At 70.9% G+C, this 18,650-nt stretch carries 20 protein-coding genes and 1 pseudogene; 12 read left to right on the top strand and 9 right to left on the bottom strand.

The genetic code is table 11. The annotated features are described in order from the left end of the window. Positions 1–17 precede the first annotated feature (17 nt). The 5 genes from ALI22I_RS35755 to ALI22I_RS35770 all read left to right on the top strand — a co-directional run bounded on the left by ALI22I_RS35755 (position 18) and on the right by ALI22I_RS35770 (position 4,223). On the top strand, positions 18–974 hold the full coding sequence (locus ALI22I_RS35755) for a trypsin-like peptidase domain-containing protein (RefSeq protein ID WP_077009940.1): 957 nt from the start codon (positions 18–20) through the stop codon (positions 972–974). Further along, positions 911–2,257 carry a WD40 repeat domain-containing protein gene (locus ALI22I_RS35760; RefSeq protein ID WP_077009941.1) on the top strand — a complete coding sequence of 449 codons (1,347 nt, stop codon included), beginning with the start codon at positions 911–913 and terminating at the stop codon, positions 2,255–2,257. The genes ALI22I_RS35755 and ALI22I_RS35760 overlap by 64 nt, the downstream gene beginning before the upstream one ends. Next, entirely contained in the window at positions 2,161–2,451 is a 291-nt protein-coding gene (locus tag ALI22I_RS49875; protein ID WP_443216994.1) for a WD40 repeat domain-containing protein, read from the top strand. Before ALI22I_RS35760 ends, ALI22I_RS49875 begins: the two co-directional genes overlap by 97 nt. Before the next feature lie 2 nt (positions 2,452–2,453). Next, positions 2,454–3,434: a Gfo/Idh/MocA family protein gene (locus ALI22I_RS54880; RefSeq protein ID WP_077009942.1), complete on the top strand. Its 981-nt coding sequence runs from the start codon at positions 2,454–2,456 to the stop codon at positions 3,432–3,434. Positions 3,435–3,575: 141 nt separating this feature from the next. After that, a complete protein-coding gene (locus ALI22I_RS35770; RefSeq protein ID WP_077009943.1) occupies positions 3,576–4,223 on the top strand; it encodes a DUF1707 SHOCT-like domain-containing protein in 648 nt (215 codons plus the stop codon). A 105-nt stretch (positions 4,224–4,328) separates the two neighbouring features. On the opposite strand, the pseudogene ALI22I_RS35775 reads toward ALI22I_RS35770, so the two are convergent. Continuing rightward, positions 4,329–4,571, bottom strand: a pseudogene (locus tag ALI22I_RS35775) (helix-turn-helix domain-containing protein); the annotation flags it as partial. A gap of 284 nt (positions 4,572–4,855) precedes the next feature. Here ALI22I_RS35775 and ALI22I_RS35780 point away from each other — a divergent pair. The 5 genes from ALI22I_RS35780 to ALI22I_RS35800 all read left to right on the top strand — a co-directional run bounded on the left by ALI22I_RS35780 (position 4,856) and on the right by ALI22I_RS35800 (position 10,991). After that, positions 4,856–5,242, top strand: coding sequence for a hypothetical protein (locus tag ALI22I_RS35780; RefSeq protein ID WP_143532610.1), 387 nt, complete (start codon positions 4,856–4,858; stop codon positions 5,240–5,242). Next, positions 5,242–7,434, top strand: a complete 2,193-nt coding sequence (locus ALI22I_RS35785; protein ID WP_077009945.1) for a bifunctional polysaccharide deacetylase/glycosyltransferase family 2 protein — start codon at positions 5,242–5,244, stop codon at positions 7,432–7,434. The genes ALI22I_RS35780 and ALI22I_RS35785 overlap by 1 nt, the downstream gene beginning before the upstream one ends. Positions 7,435–7,740: 306 nt before the next feature. Then, the gene (gene deoC, locus ALI22I_RS35790) at positions 7,741–8,706 is read left to right on the top strand and encodes a deoxyribose-phosphate aldolase (protein WP_077009946.1); all 966 of its coding nucleotides are present in this window, start codon (positions 7,741–7,743) and stop codon (positions 8,704–8,706) included. Between the two features lies 1 nt (position 8,707). Next, a complete protein-coding gene (locus tag ALI22I_RS35795) occupies positions 8,708–10,135 on the top strand; it encodes an aldehyde dehydrogenase family protein (RefSeq protein WP_077009947.1) in 1,428 nt (475 codons plus the stop codon). Next, positions 10,128–10,991 carry an aldehyde dehydrogenase family protein gene (locus ALI22I_RS35800; RefSeq protein ID WP_077009948.1) on the top strand — a complete coding sequence of 288 codons (864 nt, stop codon included), beginning with the start codon at positions 10,128–10,130 and terminating at the stop codon, positions 10,989–10,991. The genes ALI22I_RS35795 and ALI22I_RS35800 overlap by 8 nt, the downstream gene beginning before the upstream one ends. On the opposite strand, the gene ALI22I_RS35805 is transcribed toward ALI22I_RS35800, so the two are convergent. From ALI22I_RS35805 to ALI22I_RS51460, 8 genes are all read right to left on the bottom strand, one after another. After that, positions 10,988–11,557: a hypothetical protein gene (locus ALI22I_RS35805; RefSeq protein ID WP_077009949.1), complete on the bottom strand. Its 570-nt coding sequence runs from the start codon at positions 11,555–11,557 to the stop codon at positions 10,988–10,990. The genes ALI22I_RS35800 and ALI22I_RS35805 overlap by 4 nt on opposite strands. Positions 11,558–11,678: 121 nt before the next feature. Continuing rightward, complete coding sequence (locus ALI22I_RS35810) at positions 11,679–13,022, bottom strand: ABC transporter permease (protein ID WP_143532611.1); 1,344 nt, start codon at positions 13,020–13,022, stop codon at positions 11,679–11,681. Next, positions 13,019–13,807 (bottom strand): ABC transporter ATP-binding protein, encoded by a 789-nt coding sequence (locus ALI22I_RS35815; RefSeq protein ID WP_077010177.1) that lies wholly within the window; start codon positions 13,805–13,807, stop codon positions 13,019–13,021. The genes ALI22I_RS35810 and ALI22I_RS35815 overlap by 4 nt, the downstream gene beginning before the upstream one ends. A 46-nt stretch (positions 13,808–13,853) precedes the next feature. Further along, complete coding sequence (locus tag ALI22I_RS35820; protein WP_077009951.1) at positions 13,854–14,624, bottom strand: zf-HC2 domain-containing protein; 771 nt, start codon at positions 14,622–14,624, stop codon at positions 13,854–13,856. Beyond that, on the bottom strand, positions 14,621–15,151 hold the full coding sequence (locus tag ALI22I_RS35825) for an RNA polymerase sigma factor (RefSeq protein WP_077009952.1): 531 nt from the start codon (positions 15,149–15,151) through the stop codon (positions 14,621–14,623). Before ALI22I_RS35825 ends, ALI22I_RS35820 begins: the two co-directional genes overlap by 4 nt. Before the next feature lie 53 nt (positions 15,152–15,204). Next, complete coding sequence (locus tag ALI22I_RS35830; protein ID WP_077009953.1) at positions 15,205–15,783, bottom strand: Fic/DOC family protein; 579 nt, start codon at positions 15,781–15,783, stop codon at positions 15,205–15,207. After that, positions 15,780–16,370: a type II toxin-antitoxin system antitoxin SocA domain-containing protein gene (locus ALI22I_RS35835; protein WP_077009954.1), complete on the bottom strand. Its 591-nt coding sequence runs from the start codon at positions 16,368–16,370 to the stop codon at positions 15,780–15,782. The genes ALI22I_RS35830 and ALI22I_RS35835 overlap by 4 nt, the downstream gene beginning before the upstream one ends. Positions 16,371–16,448: 78 nt before the next feature. Further along, positions 16,449–16,958: an SMI1/KNR4 family protein gene (locus ALI22I_RS51460; RefSeq protein WP_179118470.1), complete on the bottom strand. Its 510-nt coding sequence runs from the start codon at positions 16,956–16,958 to the stop codon at positions 16,449–16,451. 201 nt (positions 16,959–17,159) lie between these two features. Between ALI22I_RS51460 and ALI22I_RS51465 the strand changes: the two genes are divergently transcribed. Together ALI22I_RS51465 and ALI22I_RS35850 are read left to right on the top strand one after the other, a co-directional pair. Continuing rightward, complete coding sequence (locus ALI22I_RS51465; protein ID WP_238598735.1) at positions 17,160–17,483, top strand: hypothetical protein; 324 nt, start codon at positions 17,160–17,162, stop codon at positions 17,481–17,483. A gap of 1 nt (position 17,484) precedes the next feature. After that, entirely contained in the window at positions 17,485–18,648 is a 1,164-nt protein-coding gene (locus tag ALI22I_RS35850; protein ID WP_077009957.1) for a C40 family peptidase, read from the top strand. Positions 18,649–18,650: the final 2 nt, after the last annotated feature.

Genomic DNA, 18,650 nt, shown 5'->3' on the forward strand with positions numbered 1-18,650 from the left:
TGTGGTACCTCTAGTCGATGCCCGACGGCTCGTTACCCACCTCCGTCGTCCGCTTCACCGACACGGCGGGTCACGTCGTCGGGGTCGGCGTTCTGGTGGGCAAGCGAGAAGTCCTCACCTGTGCGCACGTGGTGAACCTGGCGTCGGGCCGGGACAAGCTCAGCGGTGAGCAGCCGCGCGAGCCGGTCGTGGTCGACTTCCCCGGCCGGACGGCGGTCAGCGCACAAGTCCGGCAGTGGCTGCCACCGCCACCACGCGAAGGCACACCCGGTCAGGACGTCGCGGGACTCGAACTCACCGAAGACGCCCCGGCCGACGTCACACCGGCGAAGCTGATCACCACGCTGCCCGGCCCCGGTCACGAGGTGGACGTGTTCGGCTACCCCGGCAAACCCGCCCGCCCGGACGGCGCCTGGGTGCGCGCGGTCGTCCGCCGGCAGGTCGGCAACGGCTACCTCCAGCTCGACGCGAAGTCCGCGCTCCAGGTGCAACCCGGCTACAGCGGCAGCCCCGTGTGGGACCCGGTGACGGGCCGGGTCGTCGGCCTCGTCGCCACCGCCGGCCGCACCACCCCGGACAGCTACGCCATCACCGCCGACCTGCTGCGACTCAGCTGGCCCCGGGCGCTGGACCACCGACGGCGCGGCGATGACAAGGGCCTGGACCGGCTCAACGTCGTGCACCTGGCCGGCGCCCGGTTCGGCGGCGGCGACCGGGACCACCTGATCGAGGCGCTGCACCAGGACCTCGACCACCTGACCAGGAACGAAGGCCTGCGCCCGGACCTGCTGGTGGTCGCGGGCGACCTCACCGAACGCGGCCTGCGCACCGAGTTCGAGCAGGCCGTCGCGTTCCTGGACGGTCTGGCCGAGGCGGTCGAGCTGCCGAGGGATCGAGTGGTGGTCGTGTCGTGCTCCGAGGTCATCAGGGCGCGGTGGACGCTGTCGCGTTCTCGCCGGACAGCCTGCGCGTAGCCACCGCGTCGGGTGACGGAACCGCGTGCGTCTGGACACTCGACGGCAAGCTGGTCGCGACGCTCACCGGGCACAACGGACGGGTGTTCGCCGTGGCGTTCTCACCGGACGGCAGGCACATCGTCACCGGTTCCCAGGACAACACCGCACGGATCTGGACCGTCGACGGTGCCCCGGTCGTGACGCTCCACAAGCACTCCGACCTCATCAACGCGGTGGCATACTCGCCCGACGGCAAGCACATCGTCACCGCCTCCCGGGACGGCACCATGTTCCTGTGGACCACCGACGGCGCCAGCACGGGCACCATCCATCACGGCATGGGCCTCCAGTCGGTGGCCTTCTCACCTGATGGCTCCGAGATGGCGACCGCTTCCTCCTACAACGCGATGTTCTCGACCCTGGAAGGCGTCCTGATCGGCACGTACCGCGGTTACGTGCTTCCGGTGAACGCGGTCGCGTTCTCGCCGGACGGCACCGCCATCGCCACTGCCTCGGCCAACGGCGCGCACGTGTGGAAGGGTGCGGAATCGCTCATGATCACCCCGCCGGACGCGGTTGACTCGGTCGCCTTCTCGCCGGACGGCACACTCGTCGCCACCGCGTCGTACTCGCACAAGGGCGCGCGCGTCTGGGCCCTCGGTAAGGGCATGCACAGCTACTACCAAGGCCACGAGGCCTTGGTCAGCTCGGTCGCGTTCTCCCCGGACGGCAAGCGCCTCGCCAGTTGCGCGTACGACGGGACGACACACATCTGGCCGGTCGACGGTGGCCGGGCGGTCACCGTCCTGAAGGGCCACGCGAGTTGGGTCAACTCTGTCGCGTTCTCCCCGGACGGCAAGCACATCGTCACCGCCTCCGAGGATGGAACCGCGCGCTTCTGGAGCACCTCCGGCCGCCTCGTGACCACCTACTTCGCCCACGAAGAGGCACTCACAGCCGTGGACTTCTCCCCCGACGGCAAATACATCGTCACCGCGTCCAAGGACATGACCGCCCACATCTCAACGCCTCGCGGGCACATCGTCATGGTCCTGCGCGGGCACGACGACCGGGTGCGCGCCGCCGCGTTCTCGCCCGGCGGCAAGCGCGTCGTCACCGGCTCGGACGACGGGACCGCCCGCGTCTGGAACTTCCACGGCCACCAACTGTCCGTGCTCCGTGGACACGTCATAGGGTGGGAGGCGTGGCTTTCTCCCCCGATGGCGAGCGCATCGCCACCGCGTCGGACGACGGGACCACCCGGATCTGGACCAGGGACGGTGAGGAGTTGGCCAAGTTGATCACTACGGAGGAGGGGTGGGCCGTGCTGCTGCCCGACGGGTCGTACCGGGTCTCGGGCGACCTGAGCGACAACCTGTGGTGGGCGGTCAAGCTGAGCAGGTTCGAGGTCGGCGAGTTGGACCCGTACGTGCCGGAGATCAGGAAGATACCGGACGACATGCCGATTCCGGGCATCGCGCCGGTAGCGTCTTGAGCATGGCCGAGCACGTTCGGATCGGGGTTCTGGGGGCGGCGCGGATCGTGCCGGCGGCGTTGGTCCGGCCGGCTCGGGGGTCGTCGGCGGTCGAGGTGGCGGCGGTGGCGGCTCGGGATGTCGGGCGGGCGCAGAAGTTCGCGGATCGGTTCGGGATTCCTCGGGTTCATTCGACGTACGAGGATCTGTTGGGCGATCCGAATGTGGATGCTGTCTACATTCCGCTGCCCAACGGGTTGCACGGGAAGTGGACGTTGGCTGCTTTGGCGGCTGGGAAGCACGTGTTGTGCGAGAAGCCGTTTGCGGCCAATGCCGAGGAGGCCGCTGTGGTGGCTGAAGCGGCGGCGGCGAGTGGACTGGTGGTGATGGAGGCGTTCCACTACCGGTATCACCCGTTGGTGTTGCGGTTGCCTGAGGTGGTCGCTGAGTTGGGGCAGTTGCGGCATGTGGAGGCGCGGTTGAGCTTTCCGTTGCCTCGGTTCGGGGACATCCGGTACTCGATGGAGTTGGCCGGTGGGGCGTTGATGGACGCTGGGTGTTACGCGGTGAACCTGGTGCGGTTGCTGGGTGGTGAGCCGGAGGTGCGGTCGGCGCGGGCGTTGGTGAAGGGGCCGGGGGTCGATCGGGCGATGCGGGCGGAGTTGCGGTTCGAGGGTGGGTACACCGGGACCGTGGTGGCGTCGATGTGGTCGCGCTCGTTGCTGCGGATGTCGGCGAAAGTGTTGGGGGACAACGGCGAGATGCGCGTGTTCAACCCCTTCGCACCGCAGATGGGCCACCGGCTCACGGTGAAGCTGAAGGGGCATCGGCGGGTCGAGCGGTTCGAGCGGCGGCCGTCGTACGAGTACCAGTTGGATGCTTTCGCGAACGCCGTCCTGCACGGCAAACCGTTCCCGACGACGGCGGACGACGCGGTGGCCACGATGCGGGTCGTGGACGACATCTACCGGGCCGCCGGCCTGCCCGTGCGTCAGCCCAGCTGATCCGTACCCGGGCTCACCCAAACCCCGGAGTACTCCCGGACGGTCATCCGAGGAGGCAACGGCGCCCTGTCGGCTGGTCGGTCTTCAGCCGTTGACGCGGTTACGTCGTGAAACCGGCCTCACGCTCCTAGACTCACCGGTGTGAGCGACGAGCTGGTGCCGGACCCCCGTCAGATGCGCGCCTCGGACGCCGACCGAGAGAAGGTCGCCCAAGTGCTCCAGCGGGCGCACGGCGAGGGCCGGTTGGACCTGCATGAGCTGGACGAACGCCTGGGCGCGGTCTACGCGGCGAAGACGTACGGCGACCTCGTGCCGCTGACCGCCGACCTCGGGGTGCCGGCGCCCGCCGTGCTGCCGATGCCGGTCCAGCACAACGCGCCCGCCTCGCGCATCGGCGGAACGCCCGGCTCCACGGCCTCGTTCGCCTTCTGGTCGGGCGTGGAACGTCGGGGCGAGTGGGTCGTGCCGCCGGCGCACACGGCGGTGGCGGTCATGGGTGGTGTCGAGCTGGACCTGACGAAGGCCCGGTTCGCGCAGGGTCAGACGACGATCAACGCCTACGCGTTCATGGGCGCGGTGGAGATCATCGTGCCCGAGGACATCACCGTCCAGGTCGACGGCTTCGGCTTCATGGGCGCGTTCGAGGACGCCACGCACAAGGGTGCGCCGACCATCCCGGGCGGGCCGGTCGTGCGCATCACGGGTTTCGCGATGATGGGCGCGGTCGAGGTGAAGCGGCCGAAAAAGAAGAAGCTGAAGAACCGGCAGCGCGACGAGTTGGAGGGTTAGGCGAGCAGCGGCGCGATCCGCCGCCGGTCGTCCGGGCTCGCGGGCACCTGCATCACCAGCAGCAGGTCCGGGTACTCGACGGGCCGCAGTTGGAACACGTCCAGCGTGCTCGGCGGGATCGAGCCGCAACGCCCGCGCGAGGGCGTCGACGACCTGGGCGGACGCCGTGATCGGACGGCCCTGTTCCAGCCAGGTGTACCAGGTGGTCGAGACGCCGGACAGCTCCGCGACCTCTTCGCGGCGCAGGCCCTGCGTGCGTCGACGGCCGTGCTCCGGCAGGCCGACGTCGGCGGGTCTCAGTCGGGCCCGTTGCGCTCGCAGGAAGGCGGACAGCTCGGTCCGGTCCATGTTGTCCGTGCCCCATCTCGTCCGCTGTCGTCCACCGCCCGGGTAGCAGCATTCGTACCAGGACCGCCGACGCCGTTCCGGTTAGCGTGACGTCGCGGTGATCGACGGACCGGCTCATCGTTTATCCACAGTGGACGATTGATCAGGCCGCGATCACGGCACTGCGGGCGCGCCACGACATCGAGCAGCTGACCCCCGCTCATCGCGCGTCGTTAGGTCTGTTCGCCGGCTTCACCTGGGGCTACCCTTCGGCGTCCCGCCCCCTCGCGAAGCCGAAAGCCCGAATGACCAGTCCTGTGTTCGTCGACCCGTCCGGCCGCCGCCGGTGGGTTCTGCGCATCCTGATCGGCACGGCCGTGACGTGCGTGCTCGCCTACTTGACGCTGCTCGCCATCGCCTTGGCGGGCGGGCCGGTGAACCCGTCCGCGCTGCTGCCGATCCCGGACGACGAGACGCCCGTCGTCATCACGACCACGGCGGTCGCCACGACCACCCCCGAACTCGCCCCCGGAGACAGCACCTCGATCAGAACCACGACTACCAGCGAAAACGCGCCGACCACGGTCACTGACACGACGACGACGACCGCCACTGCCAAGCCGTCGCAGGGCCGTCGCTCCGAAACGCCGCCGGGCGCGTCGAACCGGCCGACTTCGGTCGGCAGGGGCTGATGCGCGCCCACCTGCCGTCACCGCGCGCGCACTGGCTGTTGTTGGCGTTGTCCTTGGTCGTGCTGCTGGGTTTCCTGCTGCTGGACGTCCTGGTGGTGCAGCGGGTCGGCCAGGGTGAGGCGCCGTCGGCGGGACCGGCGGACCGGGTGCCCGAGCCGGTGCGCACGGGTGGTCCGCTGCTCGGCTCGGACGGCAACGGTCTGACGTCCCGTGCCGTGCCGGACGGCGCGGTGGTGCTCACGTTCGACGACGGTCCCGACCCGCACTGGACGCCGCAGGTGCTGGACGTGTTGCGGCGCAACGGCGTCAAGGCCACGTTCTTCGTCACCGGGGTCGCGGCGGCCCGTTATCCGGGGCTGGTCGAGCGGATGGCCGACGACGGTCACGAGGTGGGGCTGCACACGTTCACGCACGTCGACCTCGGCAAGGTGGACGAGGGCCGCACGGCGGTGGAGCTGGGTCAGACGCAGCTCGTGGTGGCCGCTTCGACCGGTCGCGCGAGTCGGATCGTGCGGCCGCCGTACTCGTCGAGCCCGGCCGGGTTGGACAACGAAGACCTGGCCTCCGTCGAGCGCATGATCGCTTCCGGGCACCTGGTGCTGCTGTCCACCCATGACACGGAGGACTGGCGCAACCCCGGCGTGGACGCGATCGTCGCCGCGGGCACCCCTGCCGACCCGCGCGGCGCGGTGGTGTTGGCGCACGACGGCGGTGGTGACCGGTCGCAGACCGTGGCGGCGCTGGAGCAGTTGATCCCGAAGCTGCGCGAGCAGGGCCGTCAGTTCCGCACGGCGAGCGACGCGTTGGGCGTGCCGATCGCCCGGTCGGCGAGCTTCGTCGAACAGGCCGAGGGCACGGCGGTGTCGCTGGCGGTGCGTGCTGCTGCCGCGACCACCGAGCTGGTGACGTGGCTGGTCGTCGTGTCGAGCGTGTTGGCGCTGCTCCGCGCGGTCCTGCTGCTGAGCACCACCGGTATCCACGCGCGCCGCACCCGCAACGTCGGCCGGCATGTGCGGCGGCTGCGCCGTCAACCTGTCACCGTGTTGGTGCCCGCGTACAACGAGGAAGCGGGTATCGAGGCGACTCTCCGCACAATCCTGGCGAGCACGGCCGACGTGCGGGTGATCGTGGTGGACGACGGTTCGACGGACCGCACCAGCGAGGTGGTCCGGTCGCTGAACCTGCCCGGTGTGGAGCTGATCCGGCAGGTCAACGCCGGCAAGGCGGCCGCGTTGAACACCGGTCTGCGGCACTGCCGGACCGAGCTGGTGGTGATGGTGGACGGTGACACGGTGCTGGAGCCGGACACCGTGGCCGAGCTGGTGGAGCCGTTCGCCGATCCCGATGTGGGTGCGGTGTCGGGCAACGCGAAGGTCGGCAACCGGGACGGGCTGCTGGGGCGTTGGCAGCACATCGAGTACGTGATCGGCTTCAACCTCGACCGGCGGATGTACGACGTGATGGAGTGCATGCCGACCGTGCCGGGTGCCGTCGGCGGGTTCCGGTTGAGCGCGTTGCGGCAGGTCGGGGGCGTGCCCGAGGACACGCTGGCCGAGGACACCGACCTCACGATGGCGCTGGAACGCGCGGGCTGGGCCGTCACGTACCGCGAATCGGCCCGCGCGTGGACCGAGGCGCCGTCGACGCTGGGCCAACTGTGGCGCCAGCGCTACCGCTGGTGCTACGGGACGCTCCAGGCGATGTGGAAGCACCGGGGCGCGATGCGTGAACGCGGCCTGGGCGGGCGGTTGGGGCGGCGCGGCCTGCCGTACCTGGCGCTGTACCAGGTCGTGCTGCCGGTGCTGGCGCCGGTGATCGACGTGTTCGCGCTGCTCAGCCTGTTCACCGACCCGGTGCGCGGCGCTGCCGCGTGGCTGGGGTTCCTGGTGCTGCAACTCGTGCCCGCGGTGATCGCGTTCCGACTGGACCGGGAAACCCTCCGACCGCTGTGGGCCGTGGCCCTGCAACCGGTCGTGTACCGGCAGTTGATGTACCTCGTGGTGATCCAGTCGTTGATCACGGCGATCGCGGGCGCACGGCTGCCGTGGCAGAAGCTCAAGCGCACCGGCACAGCAGCCCAACACGCACCGGAACTCGCGCCGTCGCCGGAGGTCGAGGTCGAGGTCACCAAGCCACTGCGCACGGGGGGACGTGTGGTCGAGGAGGTCACCAAACCCCTGCACGTGGGCTGACCAGGCACCATTGACGTTTCGCTTAGACGGAAGATGCCTTCGGTTTAAGCGAAGCGAGACACCGGCCCTGCTTGAGGCCATTGCTTCGCAAGGGTCCCCCCGCCAAGGGGAGCCCTTGTTTTGATCCTGCCGGCAGGGACCGACAATTCCAGGCGCTCAGGGCCGGCCTGTGGATAAGCGGGGAGCGCGCCTCGCGAGGGTGCGGGCAGCCGGCCAACGGGCTGCCGAACACACGCCGCAACCCGTCTGACCTGCCCGAAGTCGCTGACTTAGGACGGCCGTCCCATTCCGCCTAGACTCGGCGACATGGCTGCTCCAACGACATCGCCGTCGCTACCTCCGGCGCTCGCGGACGCCGTCCGCGACGACGCGTCGCTGCGGCGGTTCCTGCACGGGCTGCCGGGTGTGGATCAGGTCGGCGTCGAACAGCGCGCGGCCGGTTTGGGCACCCGGAGCATCAAGAAGGCCAGCAAGATGTGGGCCATCGACACCGCCATCAGCATGGTCGACCTGACCACGTTGGAAGGCGCGGACACGCACGGCAAGGTCCGGTCGTTGGCCGCGAAGGCCCGGCGGCCCGACCCGGAGCGCGCGGACGTGCCGAAGGTCGCCGCGGTCTGCGTGTACCCGGACATGGTCGAGACGGCGGTCAAGGAGCTCGAAGGCACCGGCATCAACATCGCCAGCGTCGCCACCGCCTTCCCGTCCGGCCGGTCGAGCCTGAAGGTGAAGCTGGAGGACACCGCCTACGCGGTCGACGCGGGCGCCACCGAGATCGACATGGTGATCGACCGAGGGGCGTTCCTCTCCGGCCGGTTCGGGCAGGTGTTCGACGAGATCGTGCAGGTCAAGCACGCCTGCGGGGACGCGCACCTCAAGGTCATCCTGGAGACCGGCGAGCTGGCGACCTACGACAACGTGCGCCGCGCGTCGTGGCTCGGCCTGCTCGCGGGCGGCGACTTCATCAAGACCTCCACCGGCAAGGTGTCGCCCGCGGCGACGCTGCCGGTCACGCACGTGATGCTGCAAGCCGTGCGCGACTGGCACGCGCAGACCGGCCAGAGAAGGGGCGTGAAGCCCGCCGGTGGCATCCGCACCACCAAGGACGCGATCAAGTACCTGGTCGCGGTGCACGAGGTCGCGGGACCGGAGTGGCTGACCGCGGACCTGTTCCGGTTCGGCGCCTCCACGCTGCTCAACGACCTGCTGATGCAGCGGCGCACCCAGTTGGAAGGCCACTACAGCGGCCCCGATTACGTGACGGTGGACTGACATGTGGGAATACGCGCCCGCGCCCGAATCACGGGACATCGCGAACCTCAAGCCCAACTACCGGATGTTCATCGACGGCCAGTTCGTCGAGGGCGCCGGTGAGCCGCTCAAGACCGTCAACCCCGGCACGGAGGAAGTGCTGGCCGAGGTCAGCACGGCCGCGCCGGCGGACGTGGACAAGGCCGTGAAGGCCGCGCGTCGCGCCTACGACCGGGTCTGGGGCAGGATGCCCGGCTCCGAGCGCGCCAAGTACATCTTCCGCATCGCGCGCCTGATCCAGGAGCGCGGGCGGGAACTGGCCGTGCTGGAGTCGTTGGACAACGGCAAGCCCATCAAGGAATCGCGTGACGTGGACGTGCCCACGGCCGCCGCGCACTTCTTCTACCACGCGGGCTGGGCCGACAAGCTCGGCTACGCGGGCTACGGCCCCGACCCGCGGCCACTGGGCGTCGCCGGTCAGGTGATCCCGTGGAACTTCCCGCTGATGATGGCGGCGTGGAAGATCGCGCCCGCGCTGGCCTGCGGCAACACGGTGGTGCTCAAGCCCGCCGAGACGACGCCGCTGACCGCGTTGGTGCTGGCGGAGATCATCCAGCAGGCCGATCTGCCACCCGGTGTGGTGAACATCCTCGCCGGAGCGGGTGACGTCGGTGCGGCGGTTACCTCGCACCCGGATGTGGACAAGGTCGCGTTCACCGGTTCGACCGAGGTCGGCAAGATCATCCAGCGGCAGCTGGCCGGCACCGGCCGCAAGCTGACCCTGGAGCTGGGCGGCAAGGCGGCGAACATCGTGTTCGACGACGCGCCGCTGGACCAGGCCGTCGAGGGCATCGTCAACGGCATCTTCTTCAACCAGGGTCACGTGTGCTGCGCGGGTTCCCGGCTGCTGGTGCAGGAATCCGTGGCCGACGAGCTGCTGGAGAAGCTGCACGCCCGCGTGTCCACGCTGCGCGTCGGCGACCCGTTGGACAAGAACACCGACGTCGGCGCGATCAACTCCCGCGAGCAGCTGACCAAGATCCAGCAGCTGGTCGAGACGGGTGACGCCGAGGGCGCGGAGCGGTGGACGTCCGCGTGCCCGTTGCCGGACAAGGGTTTCTACTTCGCGCCGACCGTGTTCTCCAACGTGTCGCAGGCGATGCGGATCGCCCGTGAGGAGATCTTCGGACCGGTGCTGTCGGTGCTCACGTTCCGCACCCCGGACGAGGCGGTGGCCAAGGCGAACAACACGCCGTACGGGCTGTCGGCCGGTATCTGGACCGAGAAGGGGTCGCGCATCCTGTGGGCGGCGCAGAAGATGCGCGCCGGCGTGGTGTGGGCCAACACGTTCAACCGCTTCGACCCGACCGCCCCGTTCGGCGGCTACCAGGAGTCGGGCTTCGGCCGCGAGGGCGGCCGCACCGGGCTGGAGGCGTACCTCGATGTCTGATCGGATCTCGGTCGCGAAGACGTACAAGCTCTACATCGGCGGCGCGTTCCCGCGGTCGGAGTCGGGGCGGTCGTACCCGGTGGTCGACGCGAAGGGCACGTTCCTGGCCAATGCGGCGCAGGGGTCGCGCAAGGACGCCCGGGACGCGGTGACGGTGGCGCGCAAGGCGTTCCCCGGCTGGTCCGGTGCGACGGCGTACAACCGGGGGCAGGTGCTGTACCGGGTCGCCGAGGTGCTGGAGGGTCGGCGGGAGCAGTTCATCGCCGAGGTGGCCGCTGCCGAGGGCGTCGCGGTGAAGAAGGCGCAGTCGTTGGTGGACACGGCGATCGACCGGTGGGTCTGGTACGCGGGGTGGACCGACAAGGTCGCCACCGTGCTGGGCGGGTCGAACCCGGTGGCGGGGCCGTACTTCTCGTTCTCGTTGCCGGAGCCGACGGGTGTGGTCGCGGTGCTGGCGCCGCAGCAGTCGTCGTTGCTGGGGCTGATCAGCGTGGTGGCGCCGGTGATCGCTACCGGCAACACGGCGGTGGTGGTGTCTTCGCAGGACCGGCCGTTGCCGGCGGTGACGTTGTCGGAGGTGCTGGCGACGTCCGACCTGCCGGGCGGTGTGGTGAACGTGCTGACCGGGCGGACGGCGGAGATCGCGCCTTGGCTGGCGTCGCACGCGGACGTGAACGCGCTGGACCTGACCGGTGCGCCGGAGTCGACGCGGGCGGACTTGGAGCGTTCGGCGGCGGGGACGGTGAAGCGCGTGCTGCGGGCGCGTCCTTCGGAGGACTTCACCCGCGAGCCGGACTTGGCCCGGCTGCGGGCGTTCCTGGAGACGAAGACGGTCTGGCACCCGATGGGTGTCTAACGGCGGCAGCCGAACAGGCTGTAGGCGAGCAGGCCGGTGCAGCCGAGCACGACCGCGGTGATGGTGGCCGAGGTGGTGTCGGCGGGTTGCACCGGCCAGCTCAGCAGGCGGCTGAGCCAGTGGTCGTGGCCCGGCGGGATGACGAGCGTGACGCCGGCCCACCCGATCGGCAACGTCCACGCGGCGCGTGAGCCGAAGAGCAGCGCGCCCAGTGCGGCGAGGCCGCCGAGTCCGGCGACGTCGCGCAGCACCAAGGCGTCCGGCGCGATCGGGTCGGCGAAGGTGTCGACGGCGAGCAGCAGCGCGGCTGTGACCGTGCCGCCGACCAGCAGGTGTGCGGCCCGTCGGGGTGGCCAGCCGAACGCGGCCGTCCGGTCGAGCGCCAGGTCGTGCCCGCCCAGGCCGGTGGCGAGGGCGGCGACACCGATCGCGGCGGCGAACGCGGCGAGCTGCGGGCTGCCGTCGGGCGGGGCGAGGGCGGCGAGCGCGGCCACACCCGCCACGACGACGGCCGCCGACACCGGGATCTGCCGGGCGCGTGCGTAGAGGAACAACCACCGCGTCACGCCACACCCCCGTGACCTGCTGAAGCCGATCGACTCCGACGCGGACCCCCGAAATTGTCGGACCCCGCCGGTAAAGTGAAACCAGGGGTTCCCCGGCGGGGACTTCTGCGAAGCTCGCGGGTCATGCGGTGCCGCCGGTGAGTGCCGCGAGGGGGTCGCCGTCGCACGCGGCCAGCACTTCACGTGCTGCCTGGACTCGGGCCGCTTGTGAGGCCTCGGGCAGGGCGCGCAGGTCGTCCCAGGCCCTGCCGGCCAGCGCGGCGATCTCCTCGGCCAGCCACAGGTTCCCCGGCAGCGATTCCAGGCGGCCGGTCAGCCATGCCATCGTGACCGTGCGCGCGGCGGCCTCGCGGGCCATCATGTCCGAGCTGTAGTCGCCGTAGCACGTCCGCGTCCCGGCACCGGCGAGCAAGTACGTCGTCACCCGCTCAGGCGTCGGCGGCACACGGCGGAAGTACGTGAAGTCGTCCAAGTCCACCCACACGGCATCCATCGGCTCCGGCCCCCGTGCGTCCTCCCACACCGGCGCCACCACCGCCACCTCCCGCACCGACGTCGGTGGCGACGGCAGCTTCGTCAGCAGCCGCAACGCCTCCCGCGCGGGCCCCGCCAACGCCGCCCGTTCGTGCTCGTGCGCCCGCGTCAGGCACAACTGCTCCTCGCACACCAGCTCCGCGGCCACCGGATCAGGCCTCATGGCCTCCCCCGGCGTGGCAGGCAACAACGGCACCGCGACGGCACCCGCCACCAACACCGGCAGCACGCCCAGCCACCGCCGCCGCAACGCCACCAGCAGGAACCCCGACAGCGCCACCCCCGCGAACCACACCGCCTGCACCGCGCTCACCGAACCCGCCACCGACGCGAACACCGTCCTCGGGAACGGCACCGTGGGCAGCAGCACGGTCCAGCGGAAACCGTCCCCCGTGATCTGCCCCAACCCCAACGACATCAACGACATCCCGCCGACCGCCAACACCGGCGGCACCAACGGCGACGGCACGAGCCGGCCCAGCCCCATGCCCAACCACGCCGCACCGACGAGCGCGAGCACGCCCACCAGTGCGATCGGCACCCAGCCCCAGTGGAAGTAGTCCGTCGCGAAAGGCACCTGCACCGCCCCGACCGCGAGCACCACCACGTACGCCGCGATCAACGCGACCGCCAACGCGCCGAGCGTCCACCCGACCCGCTGCGCACGCGGCCGTGGCGTGGAGGCGAACAGCTCCTCCACCCCGGACCGCCGGTCCCGCAAGCCCTGCAACGCCCCCGCGGCCAACGTCAACGGCCACGAGAACACCAGCATGAATCGGACCCACTCGGCCAACGTCGTCCACTGCCGCGTCCACGCCGTGCTGTTCTTGGTCGACGGCCCCCAGTACAGCAACCCCACCATGACCAACGTGACCAGCGCGCCGAGCAGCAACGCCGTGGTCCGCCTCAGCTCGATCCCGAGAATCCTCACCACGCACCGCCCAGCAGTGCCGAGTAGCCGCGCTCGATCGGGCTGTCGCCGACGTCGTCCGGCCCACCGGCCGCGGCCAGCTCGTCGGGCGTGCCCTGGAACACCAGCTTGCCGCCGGAGACCAGCACCACGTCCGTGCAAGCCGCCGCGACGTCCTCGACCAGGTGCGTCGACACCACCACGCACGAGTCGGAGCCCAACTGCTGCAACAACTCCCGGAACCGGACCCGCTGCCCCGGATCGAGCCCGGCGGTCGGCTCGTCCAGCAGCAGCAACTCGGGATCGTTGACGATGGCCTGCGCGATACCGGCCCGCCGCACCATGCCACCGGACAGCGTCTTCATCCGGGAGTCCGCGCGGTCAGCCAGCCCGACCCGTTCGACGGCCCGCTGCACCGCACCCGGCACGTCCCGCTTCGGCATCTCCTTGAGCCACGCCATGTACTCGACGAACTCGCGCACGGTGAACCGCTTGTAGTAGCCGAAATCCTGCGGCAGGTAGCCGAGCGCGCGGCGCAGCCGGCGCAGATCCAGTCGCCCGGACACCGGCGAGCCCAGCACTTCCAACGTCCCGGACGCCGGCCGCAGCACGGTCGCCAGCGACCGGATGAGCGTGGTCTTGCCCGCGCCGTTCGGCCCGAGCAGACCGTGCACACCGCGCCCCAGCCGCAGGTCGAGCCCGTCCACCGCCATCTTCCGGCCCGCGCGCACGCGCAGGCCCTCCGCCTTGACCTGCCAGGCGTACCCCGTCGGCGCGACTTCCGCCGCGCTCACCGCACGTGCCACTTCGCCTCCCTCCAACACAGTCCTTCCCTCCACCACAGCCCCTCCGTCACAGTCGCGCGTAGGCCGCGGACCTGAAGAACACCGCGGCGGCGCCCCCGACGAGCACCGCCGCCCACACGGGCGCCGCACCCGGCGTGAGCACGCCGGGCACACCGCCGAGCACCACCGCCGGACCGATCACCAGCACCGCCCACGAGGCGGCGGTGGCGACGGCGGCCCGGCGCACCCCGATCACGCCGCCGAGCGCGAGGGTCACCGAGGTGACGCCCAGGCACGGCAGCAGCCAGTACGCGGGTGACGCGCCGACCACCCAGCCGCCCAGCAGCAACACGGGCAGCACCACCACCAGCACCGCGAACGTCCGGCGCAACACGAGTTGCAGACCGGCCCGCGGCGTGGACACCACCAGCTCGTAGGCCGGGTCCATGGCCCGCGACCAGGCCGCCGCCACACCCAGCACGGGCACGATCGGCGCGATCAGCAACACCGCGGACGACAGCGCGTCCACCGGCAGCACGCCGTCCACGAACAACGCCGCCAGCACCACGAACGCCGTCATGGCCAGCCACGGCAGGAACGACGGCGTCGCCCACTGAGCGAACCGGCGACGTCTCCTCACGGGCGCACCGGTCGGCTCCAACTCCGCCCACACGGCCGCCGTCAACGCCGTGACCTGCGGCGGAGCCACGTCGGCCAACCGCAGCCGGCACAGCTCGCAGGTCTCCAGGTGCGACTCGACGGCCCACAACCGGTCACCGGGCAGGTCGTCGCCCGCCGCGTAGCGGGCGATCAGCTCGGCGGACGCGTGCTCGCTCATGACAGTGCCTCCCGCATCGCGATCCGAGCCCGCCGAGCGCGGGTCTTGACGGTGCCCTCGGGCACCCCGAGCAGCACGGCGGTCTCCCGCACGGTCAGCCCGTCCAGCACCATCGCCTGGAGCACCTGCCGCAGCTCCGGGGCCAGGTCGCGCAACGCGCCACCGACGTCGTCGCTCAACGCGCCCGCCAGCACCTCGTCCTCGGCGGCCGGCGCGGTCTGGGCCACCGGCAACGGCCGGGCCTGGTGCGCACGGCGGCGGAACGCGTCCACCAGGCGGCGGGCGGCGATCGTCCACAACCACCCGACCGCCGTGCCGTCGACCGCCGCCCCCGCGAACGACCCCGCCGCCCGCCACACCGCCAGGTACGTCTCCTGCATGACCTCGGCGACGACCTGGTCGTCGGCGCAGCGGCGGCGCAGGCGCACCGCCAGCCACGGCGACGTGCGCCGGTAGAGCTCCTCGAAGGCCGCGCGGTCGCCACGGGCGATCGCGCGGACCAGCTGCTCCTCGTTCACATCCGGCAAGACGACCGCCCCCGGGAAACGGTTCTCAGATCCGAGTGACTTGCATCACACCATTAGGCCGGGCTCGACACCGCGTCGAACAACTCTCGCAGCGCGTCGTTGGAGACGGTCATGCTCTGCCGGTTGGCGTCGATGAACGCCGTCCGGTCCAGGGTGTGCAGGGCGACGCGCCACCCGGCCTCACGCGCCAGCTGCCGGAAGAACGCCCGCTGCGTGCGCCCGTTGCCCTCCCGGAACGGGTGCAAGGCGTTGACCTCGGCGAAGTAGTGCGTGAACCGGTCCAGGAAGCGGTCGCGCCCCAGGTCGCGGAGGTACCGCTCCTTCTCCAGCTCCTCGAACAGCTCCTGCCCGAACGCCTCGATCTGCTGCCACACGGCGAACATGGCGGACTTCGCGATGTTCACCCGCCGGATCTCGCCCGCCCAGGGGTAGATGTCGCCGAAGATGCGGCGGTGGAAGGCCTGCAGGTGGGCCAGGTCGTAGAGGCCGGGCAGGGGCGTGGTCGCGAGCTGTTCGACGCGCATGGTGCTCAGCCGCATCTCGGCGAGATCGCACTCCTGGCGATCGGTCAGGCCGAGGGTGTTGCGCAGCACCCCGGACGCCGGGTCCAGGTAGGGGTCCGCAAAGGTCACGAGCGGCGCAGCGCCTCAAGCTCCCTGGCAATGGCCTCGTCCGCGGTCAACTCGCCCGCCGCGACCGCCCGCATGGTCGCCACCACGTCGTCCGGGACGTCCAGGCCCTCCAGCCGGGCACTGCCCACGGCCTCCGCGATCGCTTCCTCCGGACCGCTGGTCAGCCGGCGGAAGTACCGGGCCATCACACCGTGGGACAGCGGCACACTGCTCGGCTCGGACTCGGGCAGACCGCCCCGCGCCGCGCGCCACGGTTCCTCCGCGTGCGCCATATCGCTGAGCTCGTGGCGGCTGAAGTGCCCGTACCGCTCGACCACGGAGCGCACGACCGCGCTCTCCCGCTCGCTCAACCGGCCCGGATCGCCCTCTTCCCAGGCACACACCTCGGTCTGCCCCTGGTGGCGGTGGTAGACCTCCGGCACGACCGGCCCCCGGCGCCACGCCTCGATCGGGGCCTCGAACAGCGGCTCGCCCTGCTCGGCCAAGTGCCACGCCTGGGCGTAGTAGAGCAGCTTCTGCAACTTCATCGGCGATTCGGGCCCTGTGGCCGCGAGCACCGCCGCCGCCACGTCGTGCACGTTCGCCATCCCGACTCCACTGTGCTGACCTGCGAGAACCCGTTACCACGATGATACCGGAACGGCCGTTCGAAGGCAGTCACCCGATCAGTTGGTGCACCAGCCGAGGCGGCCGTCGGTGGTGACCAGCGGCTCGCAGTGGCCGAGTCGGCTGCGGTGCTCCAGGGCCGTGGCCACCTGGTCCAGCATCTCGTCCAGGCTGGTCCACTCCGGTTTGAGCATCTCGCCCGCCTCGCGGTCCCACTCGACGATGCAGCCGGACAGCACGCCGGGCCGCAGGTCGACGGCCAACGCGTCACCGCACCCGTCGAACGCGATCGGCAGCCACATCGGGTGGAAGCCCACCGTCGGCGTGCCCGCCTCCGTGTCGAGGTCCGCCGGCCAGAACCGCTCCTTGAGCCGCCACGACCGCAGCGCGTTCGACGGTCCGAGCGGCGTGTAGAACGGCGGCAGCACCTCGGCGAACGCCAAATCGGCGGTCCCACCGCACACGGCCCACCACGCACGCAGGTCGTCGGGCGGCACGAGCCCGCTCGCAGCCGCCAACGCCTCGACCGCGGCGCCGTCCTCGGGGGGCACGAACGCCGATCCGGTCAAGGGGGCGTGGTGGTCGAGCCACGCCACAATCCGTTCCCAATGGCGCAAAACACCCACAGACACATGATCAGGTGACGACACCGCGCGTGGTACCGCCCATTGGGGCAGGATCTGGCCGAACGGCGCACAGTGCGGTTGCGCATGGGGCAGGATCGCCGTCGCACGGCCCCAAAAAGGGGAGACCCGAAGAGGGGGACAAGGGTGGAACGGGGTTTCGGCGTCGACACCGCGGCGCTGTCGGCGTACGGCAGCACGGCTTCGGGTCTGGCGAGCGAGGTCGGCGCGGTCGGCACGTCCACGTTGGCGGGCACGACGTCGTTGGCCGCGGGCAGTTTCGGCAAGATCGGGGACGAGGTCGGGTTGGGCGCGGCGTTCCAGCGCGCGGCACAGGCCCAAGTGGACGGTGTGGCCGCCGCGTCGGCCGGGTTGTCGGCGTTCGCCGCGGAGGTCCGCAAGACCGGCGAGGCGTACGTCGAGCAGGAGGCGCGCACCAGCGCCGACCTCGACCGGGCAGCCCAGGTCTGACGTGGACGTCGGCGGCTTCCTGGCGGCTCTGGTCCAGCCGATGAAGGACCACTTGGCCAAGCTCGACGGCGACACCGGTGGCGCGACGGGCGCGGCGGAGAAGTTCGGGCGGGCGTCCTCGGCGTTGACCGAGATCGACGGCAGGCACACCGGCGCGGCGAACTCCGCGCTGGGCAACTGGTACGGCGAGAAGGCGAACGCGTTCCAGGCCCGCGTCTCGACGTTCTCCGGTGGCGTGGGCACGTTGGCGCGCAACGCGACGACCACTCAGCAGGCGGCCACCACGGCCGTGAACGCGGTGGACTCCGGCAAGACCGCGATCCAGGGTCTGATCGACGAGTTCACCGGCTGGGCGTGGCCCCGGTTGGCGGCGGCCGTGGCGGCCGGGGTGTTCGGCGGGATCGGCGCGGTGCTCGCGGTGGCGGCGGAGGTGACCGCCAAGGCCCGTGAGTACGAGGGCAGGACCGGCCAGGAGCTGGAGCGGGTCCGCACCGAGCTGACCGCCGTGGTGACCCAATTGCAGGGTTTGCAGCAGCCGGACTTCGCCGGGCTCGGCGCCCCGTTGGGTGTGGAGAGCGGTGGCACCACCTCGACCTCGTCCGCGAGTGGCGACGACGGGAGCCAGTCCTCTTCGTCCGGTGGCAGCAGCGGAGGCAGTAGCAGTGGTGGTGGCGGAGGAGGCGGCGGCGGTAGTGGCGGCGGGGGCGGTGGTGGAGGCGGCGGTGCCGTCGGCCCGCGTCTGCCGGTGGCCATCCCGCCGCAGCCCGGCACCGGCGTGGGCGTGAACCTGCCGGACGGCAGCTCCGCCGAGGCGCCCAACGAGACCGCCGCACGGGCGGTGCGCAACGCGTTGTCCGCCTTGGGTACCCCGTACGTGTGGGGCGGCGCGAACCCGCCGCAGGGCACGGACTGCAGCGGCCTGACCCAATGGGCGTACGGCGGCGCCGGGTTCGACATCCCCCGGCCCGCGTCGTCGCAGGCGATGGGCGCGTCGGTGCCGGCCGATCAGCTGCTGCCCGGTGACCTGGTGGTGTGGGACGGGCACGTGGCGATGGTGATCGGCAACGGGCAGATGGTGGAGGCGGGCGACCCGGTGCAGGTGGGCGCGATCCGCACGAGCAACAGCGGCATGGGTTTCATGGGCTTCTACCGACCGACGGGCTGAGG

The sequence above is a fragment of the Saccharothrix sp. ALI-22-I genome (genome assembly GCF_001984175.1).
Lineage (GTDB): Bacteria > Actinomycetota > Actinomycetes > Mycobacteriales > Pseudonocardiaceae > Actinosynnema.

What these genes read in the sequence shown, in the direction of transcription:
- deoC (WP_077009946.1), top strand. Translation starts at nt 7,741, where the DNA reads ATGGCTGCTCCAACGACATCGCCGTCGCTACCTCCGGCGCTCGCGGAC.
- ALI22I_RS35755 (WP_077009940.1), top strand. Translation starts at nt 18, where the DNA reads ATGCCCGACGGCTCGTTACCCACCTCCGTCGTCCGCTTCACCGACACG.
- ALI22I_RS35785 (WP_077009945.1), top strand. Translation starts at nt 5,242, where the DNA reads ATGCGCGCCCACCTGCCGTCACCGCGCGCGCACTGGCTGTTGTTGGCG.
- ALI22I_RS35795 (WP_077009947.1), top strand. Translation starts at nt 8,708, where the DNA reads ATGTGGGAATACGCGCCCGCGCCCGAATCACGGGACATCGCGAACCTC.
- ALI22I_RS35820 (WP_077009951.1), bottom strand. Translation starts at nt 14,624, where the DNA reads ATGAGCGAGCACGCGTCCGCCGAGCTGATCGCCCGCTACGCGGCGGGC.
- ALI22I_RS54880 (WP_077009942.1), top strand. Translation starts at nt 2,454, where the DNA reads ATGGCCGAGCACGTTCGGATCGGGGTTCTGGGGGCGGCGCGGATCGTG.
- ALI22I_RS35780 (WP_143532610.1), top strand. Translation starts at nt 4,856, where the DNA reads ATGACCAGTCCTGTGTTCGTCGACCCGTCCGGCCGCCGCCGGTGGGTT.
- ALI22I_RS35835 (WP_077009954.1), bottom strand. Translation starts at nt 16,370, where the DNA reads ATGGCGAACGTGCACGACGTGGCGGCGGCGGTGCTCGCGGCCACAGGG.
- ALI22I_RS35800 (WP_077009948.1), top strand. Translation starts at nt 10,128, where the DNA reads ATGTCTGATCGGATCTCGGTCGCGAAGACGTACAAGCTCTACATCGGC.